Genomic DNA, 22,613 nt, shown 5'->3' with positions numbered 1-22,613 from the left:
TTGATTTTCTGACGAGTCAGCTTGATGGCAGTCGGGTTCATGGCAAGAATTGACTGTTGTTTTAGACGTGGATGGTTGTGTCTTCGCTGGGGAAGCGGAACGAATGCCGTTTGCGTCTTTTTTCAATTCATTGGCAAACAATAAAACAAGGAAGCGCTTGTGAGTACTCGTGTTATCAAACTCGCCGTCGTCAGCGGCAAGGCGATCAATAAAACCGTCGAACTGAATCCTGGTGTGGCGGGGGCACCAAAGGTCCTCGAAGCGGTTCCCAACGGAAAATACGTGCTGATCGACGAATCGACCGGGCTGGCACCCCGGCGTGTCACGGTCAAACGCATCGGTAAGGATCTGCATATTGGCCTGGATGGTGCGAGCGCGGACGAGCCGCAGGTCATCATCGAGGATTACTATGGATCGAGCAGCCAGCTGGTCGGCGAAGCAGAGGGTGGCCAGTACTACGACTACGTCGTTTCCTCGAGCGCGGATGGGGGAGCGGAACTGGGTGCGCTCACCGCGAACGTGGATGCGCCGGTCGGACTGAGCCAGTCCGGTCTGGTGCCGGGCTTTGCCGAAACGATGGCGGCTGTGCATGGGGCTGGATCGCTTGGTCTCGGCACGCTGGGCGCGCTAGGCGCGGTATTTGCCGTGCCGGTGGCGGCGTTTGCGGGCGGAATCGCGGCCAGCGCGGGCGGGCGCTCGAGCGGAGATCAGCCGGAATTGAAACAGGAGGACCAGCCTGCTCCGCCCGCTGCACCGTCCCTTACCGGGGTCTACGACGACAATGGCGCCGAGTTGAAGTCGATTCCAGACGGGGGGTATACGGATGACGAGACCCCGGTATTCAAAGGCACTGGGCAGACGGCCGGCGATACGATCGAAATCCGGTTCGGTAACGAAATCGTTGGCCGGACCACCGTCGGCGCGGACGGCACATGGTCGCTTTCGCTCAGCGAACCGCTCTCCAACGGAAACTATACGTTCTCGATCGTCGAGATCGATGCATCCGGTCGTGCCAGCGATTCGATCGATTATTCGCTCACGGTCGACACGTCGCCGCCAAGCCGTCCGCTGATCGACCGCGTGATCGATAACGCCGATCCGCACGTCGGCATCGTCAACCGCCAGGACGTGACGAATGACGATAGGCCGACGATCGAAGGGCGCGGCAAGATCGGGTCGATTATCTACATTTACGACAACGGCGGCACGACGCCGATCGGCAGCGTTGCTATCGGCGACAGCGGGACCTGGTCATTCCGGGTACCCGAATCGCTCGCGGACGGCAATCACAGTCTCACCGCGAAGGCGGTGGACCGCTTGGGCCGCGAGAGTGCGCCTTCGCGTGCATACGAGATTGCCGTCGATACGACGCCACCCGAGCAACCGACGATCGGCGAGGTCGTCGATCATGTCGGACCGATTCAGGGGGCGCTGGACAATCATAGCTCGACTGACGATCCGAATCCGGCGCTGTCGGGTAATGCCGAAGCGGGTTCGATCGTGACGATCTACGACGGTGACACGAAGCTCGGCTCAACCGTTGCCGACCAGGAGGGACATTGGTCATTCACTCCGAGCCAGCCGCTCGCGGACGGTGAGCACGTACTGACGGTGCGCGCAGAGGACAAGGCGGGCAACACGAGCCAAGCGAGCGACCCGTTTACGATCGACGTCGACACCACGCCACCGGCCAAGCCGACTATCACGGACGTGATCGACAACACCGGTGACGTGACCGGGCCGTTGGAGCCGCACGATACAACCGACGACGCGCGGCCGGAAATCAAGGGGAGCGCTGAAGCACAGAGTGTCGTGCTGATCTACGACACGGTCTTCGGCAAACAGGTGTTGCTCGGCAGTGTGCGCGCAGATGCGGACGGCCATTGGTCGTTCCGGCCGCCATCGCCGCTGCCGGAGGGCGACCACGAACTGAGCGCGATCGCGCGCGACGCTGCGGGTAATGAGAGCGAGCTCAGCGACGGCTTCGACTTTACGCTGCAGATCGGAGGCGTGCCGGTTACGCCGTCGATCACGGGCGTGTTCGACGCGGTCGAACCGCAAATCGGCAACGTCGAGAAGTACGGGGTTACGAACGACGCGCAACCGACCGTAACGGGTACCGCGCCTGCCAACAGCATCGTGCGCATCTTCGTCGACGGCAAGATCGTCGCGAGCGTGACAGCTGATGGATTCGGCCGCTGGAACTACCGGCCTGAGACGCCGCTTACGGAGGGCTCGCACAGCTTCTCGGCCTCCGCGCAAACGGCGGATGGCAAGGTGACCCCGTCGACGGGCGACTATTCGATCGTGGTGGACACGGTTGCGCCGGATGCGTCGAAGGACGAGACGCTGCTGGATGACGTTGGTAACGTGACGGGCCCGATCGCGAACGGGGCGACGACGGACGACGCAACGCCGGTATACAGCGGCAAGGCTGAGGCCGGCGCGGTGGTGACGATTTACGACGGCGACAAGGCGATCGGCTCGACGGTGGCGGGACAGGACGGACGGTGGACGTTCCGGCCGTCGGAGCCGCTGTCGGACGGTGCGCATCGACTGTCGACGACGGTGACGGACAAGGCGGGGAACACGAGCGAGCGAGGGGATTCGCACGAGTTCACGGTGGACACCGGCAAGGTGTCGATTGCGCTGGACCAGGTGATCGATCACGTCGGCACGGTGCAAGGTCCGCTGCAGCCGGGGCAGACGACGGACGACCGTCAGCCGGAAGTGACGGGCAAGGCGAAGCCTGGCTCGCTGGTGAAGGTGTACGTGGACGGAGAGGTGGTTGGCTCGGTGCAGGCGGGCAGCGACGGGCAATGGTCGCTGAAGCTGCCGGTGGCGCTGTCGGAGGGGCCGCACGAGATTGCGGCGTCGTCGACGGCGAACGGGGTGGAGAGCGCGCTGACGGAGCCGTTCGAGCTGACGGTGGACGTGACGGCGCCGGATCGGCCGACGATCGAGTCGGCGTATGACGACGTGGGTGCGGTGCAGGGCCCGATCGCGAACCACGGGGTGACGGATGATACGACACCGACGCTAAGGGGCTCGGCGGAGCCGGGCGCGGTAGTGACGATCTACGACGGCGGCAAGGCGATCGGCTCGACCGTTGCGAACGCGGCGGGCGGCTGGTCGTTCACGCCGGGTACGCCGCTCGCGGACGGCGAACATGATTTCACGGTGACGGCGCGGGACGCGGCGGGCAACGAGAGCGGCGCAAGCGAGGTCTACGCGATAAAGGTCGATACCTCAGGGCCTGGCACGGTCGTCATTACGGACGCCTTCGACGACCAGTTGCCGCAAACCGGCTCGGTATCGAACGGCGGATTCACGAACGACACGCGTCCGACGCTGCATGGCACGGCGAAGCCGGGTTCGATCGTGACGATCCGCGATGGCAACACGGTGCTGGGTTCGACCATGACGGACGCGTCGGGCAAGTGGAGCTTCACGCCGGACTCGGCCCATGCGCTGACGGAGGGCAAGCATGCGCTGACTGCGCAGTCGAAGGACGCGGCTGGCGCGCAAAGCGCGCCGTCGCAGCCGTACGAGTTGAACATCGATTTGACGCCGCCGGGCAAGCCGTCGCTCGAGGAAGTCATCGACAACGTCGGCAACGAGACCGGGCCGCTGCATCCGCACGATACGACCGACGATACGCAGCCTACGCTGCGAGGCACGGCCGAGCAGAACAGCATTGTCATGATCTATGACGTCGCGAACGGCACGAAGGTACTGCTGGGCAGCACGCGGGCGGATGTGGACGGCCACTGGTCGTTCCGGCCCGCTTCGTCGTTACCGGAAGGGACGCACACGCTGTCGGTGATCGCGAAGGATGCCGCTGGCAATGAAAGCGAGCCGAGCGACGGCTTCGATTTCACGCTGCAGGTGGGCGGGGTGCCGAGCGCGCCGTCGATCACGGGCGTGTTCGACGCGGTCGAGCCACAGGTGGGTAACGTCGCGCCGAACGGCGAGACGAACGACACGCGGCCGACGGTGAGCGGCACGGCGCAGCCGGGCCACACCGTGCACGTGTTCGTGGACGGCAAGGAGGTGGGGATCGTCATCGCTGGGGACAACGGCCGCTGGTCGTATCGCCCGGAGACGCCGCTGGCCGAAGGCGAGCACGCATTCAGCGCGAAGGCCGAGTCGCCGGACGGCAAGATGAGCCCGTCGACGGGCGACTATTCGATCGTGGTGGACACGATTGCGCCGGATGCGTCGAAGGACGAGACGCTGCTGGATGACGTTGGTAACGTGACGGGCCCGATCGCGAACGGGGCGACGACGGACGACGCAACGCCGGTATACAGCGGCAAGGCTGAGGCCGGCGCGGTGGTGACGATTTACGACGGCGACAAGGCGATCGGCTCGACGGTGGCGGGACAGGACGGACGGTGGACGTTCCGGCCGTCGGAGCCGCTGTCGGACGGTGCGCATCGACTGTCGACGACGGTGACGGACAAGGCGGGGAACACGAGCGAGCGAGGGGATTCGCACGAGTTCACGGTGGACACCGGCAAGGTGTCGATTGCGCTGGACCAGGTGATCGATCACGTCGGCACGGTGCAAGGTCCGCTGCAGCCGGGGCAGACGACGGACGACCGTCAGCCGGAAGTGACGGGCAAGGCGAAGCCTGGCTCGCTGGTGAAGGTGTACGTGGACGGAGAGGTGGTTGGCTCGGTGCAGGCGGGCAGCGACGGGCAATGGTCGCTGAAGCTGCCGGTGGCGCTGTCGGAGGGGCCGCACGAGATTGCGGCGTCGTCGACGGCGAACGGGGTGGAGAGCGCGCTGACGGAGCCGTTCGAGCTGACGGTGGACGTGACGGCGCCGGATCGGCCGACGATCGAGTCGGCGTATGACGACGTGGGTGCGGTGCAGGGCCCGATCGCGAACCACGGGGTGACGGATGATACGACACCGACGCTAAGGGGCTCGGCGGAGCCGGGCGCGGTAGTGACGATCTACGACGGCGGCAAGGCGATCGGCTCGACCGTTGCGAACGCGGCGGGCGGCTGGTCGTTCACGCCGGGTACGCCGCTCGCGGACGGCGAACATGATTTCACGGTGACGGCGCGGGACGCGGCGGGCAATGAAAGCGACGCAAGCCAGTCGTTCAACGTCACCGTCGATACGTCGGCGCCGGCCAGACCGTCGATTGTGGAAGTGATTGACAACGTCGGCAACGAGACCGGGCCGCTGCATCCGCACGATACGACCGACGATACGCAGCCTACGCTGCGAGGCACGGCCGAGCAGAACAGCATTGTCATGATCTATGACGTCGCGAACGGCACGAAGGTACTGCTGGGCAGCACGCGGGCGGATGTGGACGGCCACTGGTCGTTCCGGCCCGCTTCGTCGTTACCGGAAGGGACGCACACGCTGTCGGTGATCGCGAAGGATGCCGCTGGCAATGAAAGCGAGCCGAGCGACGGCTTCGATTTCACGCTGCAGGTGGGCGGGGTGCCGAGCGCGCCGTCGATCACGGGCGTGTTCGACGCGGTCGAGCCACAGGTGGGTAACGTCGCGCCGAACGGCGAGACGAACGACACGCGGCCGACGGTGAGCGGCACGGCGCAGCCGGGCCACACCGTGCACGTGTTCGTGGACGGCAAGGAGGTGGGGATCGTCATCGCTGGGGACAACGGCCGCTGGTCGTATCGCCCGGAGACGCCGCTGGCCGAAGGCGAGCACGCATTCAGCGCGAAGGCCGAGTCGCCGGACGGCAAGATGAGCCCGTCGACGGGCGACTATTCGATCGTGGTGGACACGATTGCGCCGGATGCGTCGAAGGACGAGACGCTGCTGGATGACGTTGGTAACGTGACGGGCCCGATCGCGAACGGGGCGACGACGGACGACGCAACGCCGGTATACAGCGGCAAGGCTGAGGCCGGCGCGGTGGTGACGATTTACGACGGCGACAAGGCGATCGGCTCGACGGTGGCGGGACAGGACGGACGGTGGACGTTCCGGCCGTCGGAGCCGCTGTCGGACGGTGCGCATCGACTGTCGACGACGGTGACGGACAAGGCGGGGAACACGAGCGAGCGAGGGGATTCGCACGAGTTCACGGTGGACACCGGCAAGGTGTCGATTGCGCTGGACCAGGTGATCGATCACGTCGGCACGGTGCAAGGTCCGCTGCAGCCGGGGCAGACGACGGACGACCGTCAGCCGGAAGTGACGGGCAAGGCGAAGCCTGGCTCGCTGGTGAAGGTGTACGTGGACGGAGAGGTGGTTGGCTCGGTGCAGGCGGGCAGCGACGGGCAATGGTCGCTGAAGCTGCCGGTGGCGCTGTCGGAGGGGCCGCACGAGATTGCGGCGTCGTCGACGGCGAACGGGGTGGAGAGCGCGCTGACGGAGCCGTTCGAGCTGACGGTGGACGTGACGGCGCCGGATCGGCCGACGATCGAGTCGGCGTATGACGACGTGGGTGCGGTGCAGGGCCCGATCGCGAACCACGGGGTGACGGATGATACGACACCGACGCTGAGGGGCTCGGCGGAGCCGGGCGCGGTAGTGACGATCTACGACGGCGGCAAGGCGATCGGCTCGACCGTTGCGAACGCGGCGGGCGGCTGGTCGTTCACGCCGGGTACGCCGCTCGCGGACGGCGAGCATGATTTCACGGTGACGGCGAGGGACGCGGCGGGCAATGAAAGCGACGCAAGCCAGTCGTTCACGATCCACATCGATACGTCGGATCCGGGCACGACCGTTATCACTTATGTCTTCGACGATGTCGAGCCGCAAACCGGCTGGGTGTCGAACGGTGGGTTTACGAACGACACGCGTCCGACGGTGTACGGCACGGCGAAGCCGGGTTCGATCGTGACGATCCGCGATGGCGACACGGTGCTGGGCTCGACCATGACGGACGCATCGGGCAATTGGAGCTTTACGCCGGATTGGGCCCATGCGTTGGCGGAGGGCCGGCATGATCTGACCGCGCAGTCGAAGGATTCGAGCGGAACGATGAGCGACGTTTCGCCATCGTTCGTGGTCAACGTCGACACGACGCCGCCTGACGCGCCCGTGATTGCCGACGTGATCGACAATTTCGGCGATGTGACCGGTTCGGTGCATCCGGGTGAAACGACCGACGACCGGCGTCCGACGCTGAACGGTACTGCCGAGCCTGGCAGTACCGTGCTGATCTTCGACCGGGTCAACGGCACGAACGTCTTCTTGGGATCCGTGCACGTCAGCCTCAGCGGCTACTGGTCGTTCCGTCCCGACACGTCGCTCGACAACGGCAGGCACGCATTCCTGGCAAAGTCGACTGACGCGGCCGGCAACACGAGCGCGATCAGCGGCGCCTATGAAATCACGGTGTTGCAGGGCGTGCCGAGCGCGCCGTCGATCACGGGTGTTACCGACGCGGTCGAGCCGCAAGTGGGCAACATCGAGCCGAACGGTGCGACGAACGACGCGCAACCTACGGTGAAAGGTACCGCGCTGCCGGGACAGATCGTGCACGTGTTTATCGATGGCAAGGAGGTCGGCACGACGATCTCGACGGCTGCCGGCCAGTGGTCCTACCGTCCGACGATGCCCTTGCCTGATGGCGAGCATACCTTCAGCGCTACGGCGGAAGGCGCCGATGGTCAGTCCAGCAAACCGACGGGCGACTATCCGATCGTGGTGGATACAATTGCGCCGTCCGCGTCGACCGGCGAGATGCTGATCGACGATGTCGGCCCCGCGACCGGCCCGATCGCGAATGGGGCGACGACGGACGATGCGACACCGACGTATCGCGGCAAGGCGGAGGCGGGTGCGCTGGTGACGATTTACGACGGTGACCAAGCGATTGGCTCGACCGTGGTGAACGCTGACGGCACGTGGTCGTTCCATCCGACCGCGCCGCTCGCCGACGGCGCGCACAGGCTGTCGACGACGGTGACAGACCGGGCCGGCAACGTGAGCGGCCATAGCAAGCCGATCGAGTTTACGGTGGATACGAGCAATGTCGTGGTCGCGATCGACCAGGTGATCGACCACGTCGGGTCGCTGCAGGGGCCTTTGCAGTCGGGGCAGTCGACGGACGACCAACAACCGGAAATCAGGGGCAAGGCGAACGGCGACGCGATCGTAAAGATCTATGTCGACGGACAGTTCGTCACATCGCTCAAGACCGGAGCCGACGGGCGGTGGTCGCTGAAGCTGCCGGTGGCACTGTCGGAGGGGCCGCACGAGATTGCGGCGTCGTCGACGGCGAACGGGGTGGAGAGCGCGCTGACGGAGCCGTTCGAGCTGACGGTAGACGTGACGGCGCCGGATCGGCCGGCGATCGATTCGGTGCATGACGATGTCGGCGTGGTGCAAGGCCGGGTAGAAAACAACGGCTATACGGATGATTCCACGCCGACCCTGAAGGGGCATGCGGAGCGCGGTTCGCTCGTGACCATCTACGACGGGAGCCGCGCAATCGGCTCGACGTTCGCGGATGCGAACGGCAACTGGACGTTTACGCCGAGTCGCCCCCTGACGGACGGTACACACGTGTTCACGGTGACTGCGCGCGATGCGGCAGGCAATACGAGCCAGACAAGCGAGGGCTTCACGCTTCATCTCGATACGTCGGCGCCGAACCCGCCGGTGATCATGGAGGTGATTGACGCTGTGGGCGACGTGACCGGACCGCTGAACCAACACGATACGACCGACGACGCGCAACCTCTGGTGAACGGCACAGCCGAGAAGAACAGCCTGGTGCTGATCTACGACACCGTATTCGGCACGCGGGTGCTGATCGGCAGCGCGCGGGCCGACGCCAGCGGCCACTGGTCGTTCCGTCCGGATGCGCCCGTTGCGCCGCTGACCGACGGTGACCATCACCTGACGGCGGTGGCGACCGACGCGCCAGGCAACGAAAGCGCGCAGAGCGCGGGCTTCGACTTCACGGTCCTGGTGGGCGGTGTGCCGACCGCACCGTCGATCTCGGGCGTGTTCGATGCGGTCGAGCCGCACGTCGGCAACATCGGCCAGTCGGGCGTGACGAACGACCCGAAGGCGACGGTCACCGGCACGGCGCCGGCTGGGCAGATCGTGCACGTGTTTATCGACGCCAACGAGGTAGGGTCGGTCAAGGCGGACGCGAGTGGCCGCTGGTGGTTCCGCCCCGATGCGCCGCTGGCCGATGGCGAACACCGGTGGACGGCGATTGCCGAAACCGAAGGCGGCGAGAAGAGCGTCGAGACCGGGGCATACACGATCATCGTGGACACGACGGCGCCCGCTGCCTCGACGGATCAATCGCTGATCGACGACGTGGGTGCGCTGACGGGAGCGATCACGAACGGCACGGTAACCGACGATGCAACGCCGACCTATGGCGGCAAGGCGGAGCCGGGTGCGATCGTGACGATCTTCGATGGTGACAAGGCGATCGGCTCGACCGTGGTGGAGCAGGACGGGACATGGCGTTTCCATCCGGCCGAGCCGCTCGCCGATGGCAAGCACGCGTTCTCGACGACGGTGACCGATCCCGCGGGGAACACGAGCGAACGCAGCGAGACGACCGAATTCATGGTCGATACGTCAAGTGCGGGCGTGATTGCAATCCACGAGGTGATGGACAGCGTCGGATTGGTACGGGGCGCACTGCAGCCCGGCCAGAGCACGGACGATCGCCAGCCGGTGGTGGACGGTCTGGCAACGCCGAACTCGCTGGTGACGGTTTATGTGGACGGCAAGCCGGCCGGATCGACGTATGCCGATGCCGACGGAGCGTGGAGCCTGAAGCTGCCTGAACTGTCCGAGGGCGCGCACGACATCACGGCGACGTCGACGACGCCGGCATCGGGCGAAAGCAAGCCGACCGAGCCGTTCACGCTGACGGTGGATACGACCGCGCCGGACGTATCGACGAACGAGAAGGTGACCGATCACGTGGGTGCGGTGACGGGGCAGGTCGAAGAGGGCGGCGTGACGGACGATGCGACGCCGGTGTTCAGCGGCAAGGCGGAGCCGGGCGCGGTCGTGACGATCTTCGACGGCGACAAGGCGATCGGCTCGACGGTGGTGGATGCCGACGGCACGTGGCGCTACCGCCCGACGGAGGTGCTGGCGGACGGCAATCACAGCCTGTCGACGACGGTGACCGATGCGGCGGGCAATATGAGCGAACGGAGTCCGTCAATCGGCTTCACCGTGGACACGAGCCACGTCGAGATCGCGATCGGCGAGGTGATCGATCATGTGGGAACGGTGACGGGCGCGCTACAGCCAGGTCAGACGACGGACGACGTGCATCCGGAGGTGACGGGCAAGGCGACGCCGGATTCGCTGGTGAGGGTATACGTGGACGGCAAGGTCGCGGGGTCAGTGATCGCGGGCGCGGACGGCACGTGGTCGTTGAAGATCACGACGGCGCTCACGGAGGGTAGCCATGGCATTACGGCGACGACGACGACGGACGCATCCGGCGAAAGCGTGCATACGGCGCCTTTCGACCTGATTATCGACACGACACCGCCGGCGGTATCAACGAACGAGAAGGTGACCGATCACGTGGGTGCGGTGACGGGCCAGATCGAGGCAGGCGGCGTGACGGACGATGCGGCGCCGGTGTTCAGCGGCAAGGCGGAGCCGGGCGCGGTCGTGACGATCTTCGACGGTGACAAGGCGATCGGCTCGACGGTGGTGGATGCCGACGGCACGTGGCGCTACCGCCCGACGGAGGCGCTGACGGATGGCGATCATAGCCTGTCGACGACGGTGACCGATGCGGCGGGCAATACGAGTGCACATAGCGCGTCGACCGAGTTCACGGTTGACACAAAGGGTGCGGGCGTATCGATCGCGATCGACGAGGTGGTCGACCATGTGGGGACGGTGACGGGCGCACTGCAGCCGGGCCAGACGACGGACGACGTACACCCACAAGTGACGGGCAAGGCGACGCCGGATTCGCTGGTGAGGGTGTACGTGGATGGCAAGGTCGCGGGATCGGTGATCGCGGGCGCGGACGGTGCGTGGTCGTTGAAGCTCGAGACGGCGCTCACGGAGGGCGATCATGCGATCACGGCAACGACGACGACGGACGCGTCCGGTGAAAGTGCGCAAACGGAGCCGTTCACACTCACGGTCGATCTCACGCCGCCGGCGCAACCGACGATCGATGCGGTGACCGACGACGTGGGGGCGCAGCAAGGCACGATCGCCGACGGCGCCTACACCGACGACAAGACCCCCACGCTGTCCGGCAAGGCGGAGGCCAACTCGATCGTCACCGTCTACGACGGCGAGACCGTGCTCGGCTCGACCATCGCGGCGGTGGATGGTACGTGGACGTATACGCCGATCGCACGCCTGACCGACGGTGAGCATGTTTTTACCGTGATCGCGCGGGATGCGGCCGGTAACTCAAGCGAAACGAGCGGTACGTACACCGTGCACGTCGATACGCTTGCGCCAGACAGTCCGAAGCTCGAGCATCTGATGGACGACGTGGGTCCGACCACCGGCGACATGTTCAAGGTCGGCCTGACCGACGACTCAATGCCGATGTTCAGCGGCAAGGCCGAGCCGGGCTCGATCGTGATGCTCTACTCGGACTACGAGGGCGAGAAGTACGTGCTGGGCTCGGCGCGTGCCACGGCAACGGGCGAATGGTCGATCGTGCCGGCAATGGACATGGACGACGGCGTGCATCGCATCACGATGACGGCGACCGACAAGGCCGGCAACGTCGGCGCACCGTCAGAACCGTACCTGCTCGAGGTCGATACGACGGCGCCCGACCAACCGACGATCACGGACATCATTGTGAACGTCGACGGCGTGACCGGGTCGCTCGGCGCGAACGGCGGGACGACGATGGACCATCGGCCGCAGATCGTCGGTCTTGCCGAGGCGGGGGCGACGATCACGGTGATGACGGAACACGGCGGCGTACTCGGCACCACGCATGCGGATGCGACGGGCCACTGGACGTTCATGCCGGATACCGCGCTGGCCGATGGGTCGTATGTGATTTCCGTCACGGCAACCGATGCGGCGGGCAACCCGAGCGCCCGATCGACGAAGGTAACGATCGAAATCGAGCCTTCGCAGGCCGGGTCGGCGTATTCGAACGACGTGGAGGCGTCGACCGATTCGCTGTTTGGCGGCGAGCACGATGTGGCGTCGCATGCGGGCGGTAGCCCGGCGCTGCATGAAGGGCGCGATGCGGCGAATGCCGGCGAGGTGCATGAAGCCTCGCTCGACGTAACGGCTCAGGAATCGCGGACGGTGGCGGCTAACGGGGTGCCCGCGCACGGCGAGCACAGCGTGCTCGCCGTGGACGGTGGTGGCCAGACGCTCGACCTCTCGACGCTGTTGAGCCCCTCCCTGCCCGGTGCAATCGATGCGATCGACCTGTCAGGTTCTGGTGCGAACACGTTGAAGTTGTCGCTTGGTGACGTGCTTCAGCATGGCAGCAAGGACTTGTTCGTCGACGACGGCCGCACGCAACTGATGGTGAAGGGCGACGCGCACGATGTGGTCGATCTGTCCGGCTCGGTCGACGATCACGGCGGCGAATGGATCGCGCACGGCGAGACGATGGTGGATGGTGTCGCGTACGCGGTCTACGAGAACAGCGCGCAGAACGCTGAACTACTCGTACAGCACGGCGTGACCACGCATCTGATGTAAGCGGAGGAGCAGTGCCTCGGGTGAACGGGCCGGCATGCCGGCCCGCGGATCCGGGGCGCTCTTTGCATTTTTTTCTGTATTCCGAGTATCAAGACATTCACATGAGCGTGATCAAGATAACTGTTGCCGGTGACCACGCTGCCATGCGCGTGGTCGATCCCGGTCGCACGGATCCCGTTGCGACGACCAGGATCGAGGCGACGCCGAACGCGCGCTACATCCTTGCCGATGCGGAAACGGGCAAACCCCTGCAGGGCATCACGGTGCAGCGGCACGGCGACGATCTGTTGCTGAGCACGGATGGCAACGTATCGCCGCAGATCGTGATTGAGGATTACTACGGTTCGAGCGGGCAGTTGCTCGCGGCAGGCGAAAGCGGCCAGTACTTCGCGTACGACAACCCCGAGGGCGGCGTGGCCACGCTGGCGGACGGCGAGGCGGCCACGCTTGCCGTACCTGGCGCGGCGGCCGCCGAACCGGGCGCACCGCATGTCAACTGGACCACGTTCGGCCTCGGCGCGTTCGGCATGGCCGCCGCCACGGCAGGCGCGGTGGCCGCGGCGTCGGGTGGCGGTGGCGATGGGGCGGAATCGCCCCGCACCGTGTCCTCAAGCGACGACGCGACGCGGCCACCGGCGCCGGCCATCCGCTATCTGGTTGACGATGTCGAACCCGTGATCGGCTGGGTCGGCAATGGCGGGACGACGAACGATCCGTGCCCGACGGTCGAGGGAACGGGAAAGGTGGCTGGTGACACGATTCTCGTGTACGTGGACGACACGCTGGTTGGTTCGACGACCGTGTCCGCAGACGGCACCTGGTCGTTCCGGCTGGAGGCGAGCAGGCCATTGCCGGATGGAACGCACGGGCTGCACGCGGTCGAGGTGGGCGCCAACGGGCAGTCAAGCGCGGCATCCGAGCGCTTCGAGGTCACGGCGGGGCCGGCCGTGCCGAGTCGTCCGCTGCTCGACTGGGTGATCGACGACGCAGAGCCGCACGTCGGCATCGTGAACCGGGGCGGCGTCACCAACGATGCGACGCCGACGCTCCAGGGGCGCGGCGAAATCGGTACGACGGTCTATCTCTACGACAACGGCGGAAGCGATCCGATCGGCAGCACGATGATCGACGAGCGCGGGACGTGGTCGTTGACGCTCGCGCATCCCATGGAAGATGGAGAACACAGCTTCACGGCTGTTTCGATCAATCGCTTCGGCCATGAGAGTGCTGTATCGCGTGCGTACGCGGTGACCGTCGATACGACGCCGCCCGCGCAACCAACGATCGATTCCGTATATGACGCCATCGGGCCGGTGCAGGGTCCGGTCGACAACCCCGGATATACAGACGACGCGGCGCCGGTACTGTCGGGCAAGGCGGAGAAGCACACAGTCGTGCGGATTTACGATGGCGACGACGTGCTGGGATCGACCACCACGGACGATCATGGCAATTGGGTCTTCATGCCCGGTTTGCCGCTGGCGGACGGCCGGCACGATCTCACGGCAGTCGCAATGGACGCGGCGGGCAACAGCAGTCTGGCCAGCGAGACCCATACCGTGACCGTCGATACGACGGGACCGGGAACCGTTACGATCGTCGCCGTGATCGACGATGTCGAGCCGCAGACGGGGACGGTCGCGAATGGCGGATTCACGAACGATGTGCGCCCGACCCTGCAGGGCGTCGCGAAGCCGAATGCCGCGGTGACGATTCGGGATGGTGACACGGTGATAGGCACCGCGACGGCGGACGAGTCGGGAACCTGGCGATTCACGCCGGATTCGGCTCATGAGCTGACGGACGGCCCGCACACGCTGACGGCGCAGTCGGTCGATCTGAGCGGACAGCAGAGCGAACCGTCCGGGCTGTACGAGATTGTCGTGGATACGATGCCGCCTGATCAACCAACGGTTGACTCCGTGATCGATAATGTCGGTCCGGTGCAAGGCCCGATCGAGAACAACGGCTATACGGACGACACGAAGCCGGCCTTGTTGGGGCACGCGGAAGCCGGCTCCCGCGTGACGATTCTCGATGGCACCCACGTACTGGGTACCGTGATGGCGGACTTGGACGGCCGCTGGACGTTTACGCTGCAGCAGGCGCTGAGCGAAGGCAAGCATGCCTTTACCGTGGTGGCGCGCGACGCGGCCGGCAATGCGAGCGTCGCGAGCGACGCGTTTGTCGTGAATGTCGACACCGTGGCGCCACGGCCACCTGTCATTACCCAGATCATGGACGATGTCGGCTCGCTCGTCGGGAATGTCATCGAGTCCGGCATCACGGACGATTCGAAGCCGATGTTCGGCGGCACATCCGAACCGTTCGCGCGGGTGACGCTGTACGCGGAGTCCGGCGGCAGGACGGTGGTGCTCGGTTCCGTGCAGGCGGACGAGCGTGGCAATTGGGTGGTGGTGCCGGATGACGACTTGAATGACGGCATCTACCATGTGAGCGCATCGGCGACCGACCGGGCCGGCAACGTCAGCGACTTGTCTCCGGCCTGCACGATCCAGATCGACACGACGTTGCCGCGCCCGCCGTGGATCACCGACGTGGTCGATGGGGTCGGGGCGGTGACGGGGCCGCTCAATCACGACGGCACGAGCGTAACGGACGATTCCCGTCCGACGATCAAGGGCACGGCGGATGCGTATGCGCTGGTCTATATCTACGACAAGACTAGCCGCGAACCGACCCTGATCGGCAGCACGAAGGCAGATGCCAGCGGCAAGTGGCTGTTCGAGCCGGGCGGCGAACTGGTCGATGGCAAGCACGAGATCACGGCGCGGGTGCAAGGGGCGACCGGCGTATTGAGCGATCCCAGCGACGCGTTCGGATTCAAGGTCGAAGCGGCCGTATCGCCCACGCCGAGCGCGCCGGAAATCACGGCGATCTACGACGATGCCAGCCACATCGTCGATCCGAACGGCACGACGAATGCGGTGCGTCCATGCATCGTCGGAAAAGCCGCACCGGGTTTCACGATCTACATTTACGAGAATGCTCAAGACCTGATGGGGTCGACGGTGGCCGACCAGCAGGGGCATTGGTCGTTCCGGCCGGATGACGGCCTGGATGGCGGGGTTCATGCCTTTTCCGCGATCTCGGAGGGGCCGGACGGCGAAACCTACGGTCCAAGCAACAGCTACACGATCGAGATCGAGGAATCATGGTATCGGCTGGATTCGCTGTTTGCCGCCTCGTCCGCAGACGACGTCGCGCAGGCGGCGCAGCATTCGGCGCCCCGTGACGTCACGAACCGGGCAACGCCTCGGCATGCCGCGCAGGAGACGGATCCCGAACACGATGGGTCCGATCGCGCGACGAGCGACGCGAAGGTGCAGCGCGACACCGGCGAGTCGGCCCATCGTCACGGCGACGGCACCTCGGCGGTAGACGCGTCGGTCGACAAAGATGGCGGCGATACGAACGCCCTCCCGGCGGCTGACCGACCCGCTCCTGCCGCAGCGCTTTCGCAGGAGGGCATGGATGCGCGCGCGCCGTCGGGCATGGCGCGCCACGACACGGCAGGCGAGCCGTCCGCGCAATGCGCCGCGCACGAGACCGATGCGGACATGCTGACCATCGGTGACGCCGGCGTGTTGAAGCTGTCGCTGCTCGACGTGTTGCAGGACGGTGCGCCCGACCTGTTCGGCGACGACGGTCATGCGCAACTGCGGGTCAACGGCGAAGTGGGCGACGTGCTCGATCTGTCGGACCTCGACATTGGCGGGCATGACTGGGCCGCAAACGGCGATGCGGTGATCGACGGAGTCGCATACACAGTCTACGAGAACGGGGCGCACCACGCGGAGCTGCTGGTTCAGCATGGCATCGATGCGCACTTCACATGATGTCGATCCACACGCGCGGACGCGTGCGGTCGGTGCGGCGCGCGCCTGCGGCGCCGCCGGACGCTGGCGCCGCAACTTGGGGCGCGTCGCCGAGTGCCGGCGTGCCGTCATCCATGCCCGTCGCCGGCGGCGACGGACATACTCGGCTGAATAGCAATGTCACCTGTTAGATTCCCCGGGCGTGCCGTCGGGCGCCCCGGAAAACGCGCCGCGCTTTTCATGGATGCCGTGCGCCATCTGGAGGCCGGCGATGCGGCCGGCGCGGCGCGGCTGTTTCGTGCGGTGCTGGCGCGTGAGCCGCGTCATGCGGACGCGCTGCATATGCTCGGTGTCTCGTGCCACCTGTCCGGACACCACGACGATGCCGTTGATCACATACGCGCGGCGCTGCATATCCGTCGCTCGGCCGCCTTCCTCGCCGATCTCGCGCTTGCGCTTGGTGCGCTCGGTCGTGATTCGGAAGCCGCGACGGCCTACCGCGATGCCATCGGCATGGGCTTGCGGCAGGCGCGCCTGCACAACAACCTCGGCAATCTGCTGAACCGGATGCGCGATCGCCAGGGTGCCATCGAGCAATACCGGCTGGCGATCGACGTCGATGTGCGCTATGCGCTGGCGCACAAGAATCTCGCGATCGTGTACGCCGAGGCGGGAGCGCACGCTGATGCGCTTGCCGCGTTCGAGCAAGCATTGCAACTCGACGGCGACCTGACCGATGCGTGGCTGGGCTATGGCAGCCTGCTCGAGCGGTTGCGCCGGCTTCCCGAAGCCGAGCGGGCCTATCGCCGTGCACGACGCTGGGAGTCCGTGCGCCACGTGCGTCGCCAGCTCGCGCGCTGGGACGATCTGGCGGCGCTCGATTCGGCCGTGGCGGCGGCGCTGGCAGAGCCGCGTGCGCCGGCGATGACACCGTGGGTGCTGCTGAACCTCCCCGGCGTCTCGGCAACCGGCCAGCGGGATGCCGCGCGCCGGTTTGCCGCGAGTCGCTGGGCGAAGGAACTGACGGCCGCGCCGCTCGTGTCACGTGGCAGTGCCCGCGCCGGCGGGGGCCGGTTGCGCATCGGCTACCTGTCCGCGGACTTCAAGGATCACGCGACGATGCACTTGCTCGCAGGGGTGCTCGAACGGCACGATCCTGCCCGCGTCGACGTGCATCTGTACTCGTACGGGCCGGCAGGTGACGATGCGTACCGCGCGCGCATCGCGCGGATGCCGGCCGAATTTCACGAGATCCGGTCGCTGTCGGATGCCGATGCGGCCGATCGCATTGCGCGCGACGCGATCGAGATCCTTGTCGACCTGAAGGGGTACACGACGGGGGCGCGGCCGGGCATCCCGGCACGGCGTCCCGCCCCTGTCATCGTCAGCTGGCTCGGCTATCCGGGGTCCCTCGGCGAGCCGCGGCTGGCCGACTATCTGATCGGCGACGCGGTCGTGACGCCGATCGACGCCGGTGCGGCGTACAGCGAGACGCTTGCGTTGATGCCGGACTGCTACCAGCCGAACGATGTCTTGGAGCGCGATACGGCAACGCCGTCGCGGGCCGATGCGGGCTTGCCCGAGCACGGCTTCGTGTACTGCAGCTTCAATCAGACATTCAAGTTCGACCCGGACATGTTTGCCGTCTGGTGCGAACTCCTGAACACCGTGCCTGGCAGTGTGCTGTGGCTTGCCCGGCCAGATGACGCCGAGGCGCAGACGCGTCTGCGCGATGCCGCGCTGGCACATGGCGTCGATCCGTCGCGCGTGATCTTCGCGGCGCGCCTGGCGCGCGATGCACATCTCGCCCGGTTGCGTCTCGCCGATCTTGCGCTCGATACGTATCCGGTCGGCTCGCATACGACGGCGAGCGACGCATTGCGTGCCGGCGTGCCGATGGTGACGCGTATCGGCGAGACCTTCGCGAGCCGCGTCGGCGCGAGTCTGCTCCGAAGTGTCGGGCTCGGGGAACTGGTGACGGACAATCTGCACGCGTATCGCGACGTCGCGCGCGCGCTCGCCACCAATCCGGCCCGGTTTGCAAGCGTCCGTGCGACGCTCGACGAGCGGCGGCACCATGGGCCGCTCTTCGATCCCGCACGATTCGCTCACCAGCTCGAACGCTTGTATCGCGCAATCTGGGCGCGCGAGACGTGTGGCACGGAGGCAGACGGACGCCCCATCGTGCTCGATGCATCGATGGTATGAAACGAGCAGTCAAAGGCGCACGTGCGACAGGTGCGCTACCGAGCCGGGCGACGAATCGCGCCGGAGCGTTGTCGCGCGTGCGCGCGGCTCATCTTGACCGGCACGGTCGGCCCTGAGCGGGCCGCGCTTGGCCCATCCACTTATCTGACTCGTCATCTTTCAACTGCCGCACCGTCTCTTTAGAATTTTCTGAGTCGATATTCGGCATTCGAGAATATATGAGGCCGGCAATGGCGGAAACGTGCAAGACACATTCCCCGTCGAGCCCGGATTCGATGCGTGTCGCGTGTTCCACGCGTGCCGCTCCAATGCGTGCCACAGCAGCAGGAAAACGAAGGATGAGTGCAAGTACCACGCCTGACCAGGCAGACCGGAATGAGGATGTCCGGAAGAGCAGTGAAACGACTTACCAGGACAGCTTGATGGACTGCGTCGCGTGGATGTGCGAGCGCTACGGTTTCGGCAAAAGTCGTGACGCGATCACGGCCGGGTTGCCCAAGTTCGGCTTTCTGTCACCGTCGATGGCGCTCGATGCATTCGCGAACGCCGGGATGCAGGCGGGGCTAGTGGAACGCGAGCTGCGGATGTTGCCCGGCCATCTGATGCCGATGTTGCTGGTGCGCAAGGACAAGGGCGGTTGCATCTTGCTCGGCGTGCGGCGCGATCCGGACGCCGAGCGGCGCGGGGCGCTCCTGTGTCAGGTCTGGATGCCCGAGATCGCGGGGGGGGCCGTTGAATACAGCGACGAACAGCTGATCGAGATCTACGGCGGTTTCGCGATTCTCGTGAAGCCGGCGGCAAAGGTCGACACGCGTGCGGGCGAAGTAACCCCCGAGCCGATCGGTCACTGGCTGTTCAAGACCGTATGGCGCTATCGCCGTTTCTACTACAGTGCGGCGGTCGGCGCGGTGCTGATCAACGTGCTGGGTCTAGCGTCCATTTTCTTCACGATGAATGTCTACGATCGCGTCGTGCCGAACCAGGCATTCGTCACGCTCTGGTCGCTGGCGATCGGCGTGGCGGTCGCGATGGCATTCGAGGGAATATCACGCTATACGCGCTCGCACTTGCTCGATGCGGCAGGCAAGAAAGCCGATCTGGTGATGGGCACGATCCTGTTCCGCAAGGCATTGTCGATCCAGATGGAGCATAAGCCTCAGTCATCCGGATCGTTCGCGAACCAGTTGCGCGAATTCGAATCGGTGCGCGACTTCGCGACGTCGGCGACGCTGTCTGCGGTAACCGACCTGCCATTCGTGCTGTTGTTCGCGGGCGTGATTTTTGCGGTGGGCGGCCCTCTTGGCTGGATTCCCGCGCTGATGATCCCGGTCATCGTCGGCATCAGTGTGACGATCCAGTGGCCGCTGGCACGTGCGATGAAGGAAAGTCTGCGTGAAGCATCGCTCAAGCAGGGAGTCCTGATCGAGTCGATCGAGGGCCTTGAGACGCTCAAGGCTGTCGGCGGAGAAGGTTACATGCAGAAGCGCTGGGAAACGTTCAGCGCGATGCAGTCGGCAACGTCCCAGCGTACGAAGACGCTGTCGTCGCGCGCGATGACGATCGTGCAATTCCTTCAGCAGGTGCAAACGATTGTGCTCGTCGTCACGGGCGTTTATTTGATTACCGAGGGGCGCTTGACACAGGGGTCGTTGATCGCATCGGTGATGCTTGCCAGCCGTGCAACGGCGCCACTCAACGCGGTGATGGGTCTCGCATTGAGATTTCAGCAGGCGAAGGCCGCGTTCGAGTCGCTGAACCGACTAATGGAGATGCCGTCGGAGCGCGATCCGAGCCGGGAATACCTCACGAATCCGCCGCTCGTGGGGCGCGTCGAACTGAAGGATGTGCGCTTTTCGTATCCGGCGCCGCCGATGCAGCCGAACCCGGAAATCCTGAAAGGCATCCACCTCGCGATCGAGCCGGGCGAGCGCGTGGCGGTGCTCGGCCGGATTGGCAGCGGAAAGTCGACGTTATTGCGCGTGATGGGGCGCATGTACATGCCGACGCAAGGTGCGATGTTTCTCGGCGGGCTTGCCGTCGAGCAGATCGATCCGGCCGACTGGCGCCGAGCGGTCGGCTATGTCGGGCAGGACGGACGGTTGTTCTACGGTTCGCTGCGTCAAAACGTCATGATTGCGCGGCCTGACGCGACGACGGAAGAATTGCTGCGGGTGTTGAAGCTGACCGGACTGGATCATGTCGCCGCTCGACATCCCATGGGCGTCAACCTGCCGATCGGTGAGGGCGGGGCGGGATTGTCCGGTGGACAGCGGCAGCTCGTTGCACTCGCACGCACGCTGTTGACGCATCCGCAACTGTTGCTGCTCGACGAACCGACGAGCGCGATGGACACGCAGACCGAAGCGGCCTTCATCGAACACCTCGCGCGAGCAACGGCAGGACAGACGCTGATCGTCGTCACGCATCGGCCGTCGCTGCTTTCGCTCGTCGATCGCATTGTCGTTGTGGAAGATGGGCGGATCGTCGCGGACGGCCCGAAGGAGGAGATTCTTGCACGGCTCGCCGGCCAGGGCGAGGCGGGCGCGCAGGATGCCGTCCGCGGCCGGCCCGCGCGCACGATACGGATGCGGCCCGCGCACCCGGGCGACGTGCCGGGCGACGTGCCGGGTGCCGCGCCAGCGAGCGCAGCCGACAGGATGGAGCACAGCACATGATCGCGAAATGGAGGGCGCGGCGGCCGGGCCGCAAGCTGACGATGAGCAAGGCCGAGCGCGAGTACATGAGCGATATGCGCGAGGCGTTGCTCACGCAATCGTCGCCGGGCTCGAAGGTAATTCTGTACGTCATCGCGGCGCTGCTGGCCGTGTTTGTGATCTGGGCCAAGATCGCCCGTGTCGAGGAAATCACGCAGGGCGAAGCGACGGTCATATCGCGCTCTCGCGAGCAGGTCATCCAGAGTTTGGAGGGTGGGATTCTCGAAGAGATGAACGTGCGCGAAGGTGACATCGTCAAGAAGGGGCAGGTGTTGCTCAAGATCGATCCGACACGCGCACAGACGAGTTACCGTGAAGCGTATTCGAAGGCGATCGGCCTGAGGGCAACGCTCGCACGGCTTCGCGCCGAGGCATTCTCGCAGCCTCTGGTATTTCCGCCAGAGGTGCGTGGCGAGACGGATGTCGTGCAGATGGAGACGAAGGCGTACAACGCGCGCAGGCATGCACTCGAAGAGTCGATCGCGGCACTCGAGCGCAGCTATGCGCTGCAGCAGAAGGAAATTGCGCTCGCCGCACCGCTCGCGGAGAAAGGCCTGATGTCCGACGTCGAGCTGCTGCGGATGAGGCGGGCGGCAAACGAGCTGAAGTCCCAGATGGTCGAACGCCGTAACCGTTACCAAGCCGATGCGAACTCGGAGTTGACCAAGCTTGAGTTGGAACTTGCGCAGACGAACGAGTCGTTGATCGGTCGGCGCGACGTGCTGTCCCGGACGACGATCGTCGCACCTGTGTACGGTACGGTGAAGAATGTGCGTGTGAATACGATCGGCGGGGTGATTCAGCCGGGCGAACACATTCTCGAGATCGTGCCGTTGGAGGATCAGTTGCTGGTCGAAGGCAAGATCAAGCCGTCGGACGTAGCGTTTCTGCGGCCTGGACAGGCTGCGATGGTCAAGATCACCGCTTACGATTTCGGCATTTACGGCGGACTCAAGGGCAAGGTGGAGTACATCAGTCCGGACACGCTGAAGGACGACGCAAAGGCTGCGACCGGCAAGGACGCGACCTTTTATCGAGTACAGGTTCTGACGGACAGGGCCTATCTCGATGCCGGCGGCAAGCATTTGCCGATCCTGCCGGGGATGATCGCGCACGTCGAGATCCGCACCGGCGAAAAGACCATTCTCGATTTCCTGCTCAAGCCGATTTTCAAAGCGCGCGAAGCATTCCGGGAGCGATAAGC

The 22,613-nt window shown here is 65.4% G+C and carries 5 protein-coding genes; all 5 read left to right on the top strand.

The features are described 5' to 3' along the window. Positions 1-159 precede the first annotated feature (159 nt). The 5 genes from WS51_RS28420 (at position 160) to WS51_RS28400 (ending at position 22,611) form a co-directional block, all read left to right on the top strand. Positions 160-12,648: an Ig-like domain-containing protein gene (locus WS51_RS28420; protein ID WP_155773635.1), complete on the top strand. Its 12,489-nt coding sequence runs from the start codon at positions 160-162 to the stop codon at positions 12,646-12,648. A 101-nt stretch (positions 12,649-12,749) separates the two neighbouring features. Continuing rightward, positions 12,750-16,508 (top strand): Ig-like domain-containing protein, encoded by a 3,759-nt coding sequence (locus WS51_RS32345; protein WP_155773634.1) that lies wholly within the window; start codon positions 12,750-12,752, stop codon positions 16,506-16,508. Between the two features lie 156 nt (positions 16,509-16,664). Next, a complete protein-coding gene (locus WS51_RS28410) occupies positions 16,665-18,695 on the top strand; it encodes an O-linked N-acetylglucosamine transferase, SPINDLY family protein (protein WP_081333634.1) in 2,031 nt (676 codons plus the stop codon). Between the two features lie 338 nt (positions 18,696-19,033). Next, complete coding sequence (locus WS51_RS28405) at positions 19,034-21,370, top strand: type I secretion system permease/ATPase (RefSeq protein ID WP_081333633.1); 2,337 nt, start codon at positions 19,034-19,036, stop codon at positions 21,368-21,370. Next, entirely contained in the window at positions 21,367-22,611 is a 1,245-nt protein-coding gene (locus WS51_RS28400) for an HlyD family type I secretion periplasmic adaptor subunit (RefSeq protein WP_059820842.1), read from the top strand. Before WS51_RS28405 ends, WS51_RS28400 begins: the two co-directional genes overlap by 4 nt. The last annotated feature ends 2 nt before the right edge of the window (positions 22,612-22,613 follow it).

The organism is Burkholderia territorii, from assembly GCF_001718335.1.
GTDB classification, from domain to species: Bacteria; Pseudomonadota; Gammaproteobacteria; order Burkholderiales; family Burkholderiaceae; genus Burkholderia; species Burkholderia territorii.
Note: the sequence above shows the minus strand (reverse complement) of the source record. Positions and strands in the feature narration are given on the sequence as shown.

What these genes read in the sequence shown, in the direction of transcription:
- WS51_RS28405 (WP_081333633.1), top strand. Translation starts at nt 19,034, where the DNA reads ATGAGTGCAAGTACCACGCCTGACCAGGCAGACCGGAATGAGGATGTC.
- WS51_RS32345 (WP_155773634.1), top strand. Translation starts at nt 12,750, where the DNA reads ATGAGCGTGATCAAGATAACTGTTGCCGGTGACCACGCTGCCATGCGC.
- WS51_RS28410 (WP_081333634.1), top strand. Translation starts at nt 16,665, where the DNA reads ATGTCACCTGTTAGATTCCCCGGGCGTGCCGTCGGGCGCCCCGGAAAA.
- WS51_RS28400 (WP_059820842.1), top strand. Translation starts at nt 21,367, where the DNA reads ATGATCGCGAAATGGAGGGCGCGGCGGCCGGGCCGCAAGCTGACGATG.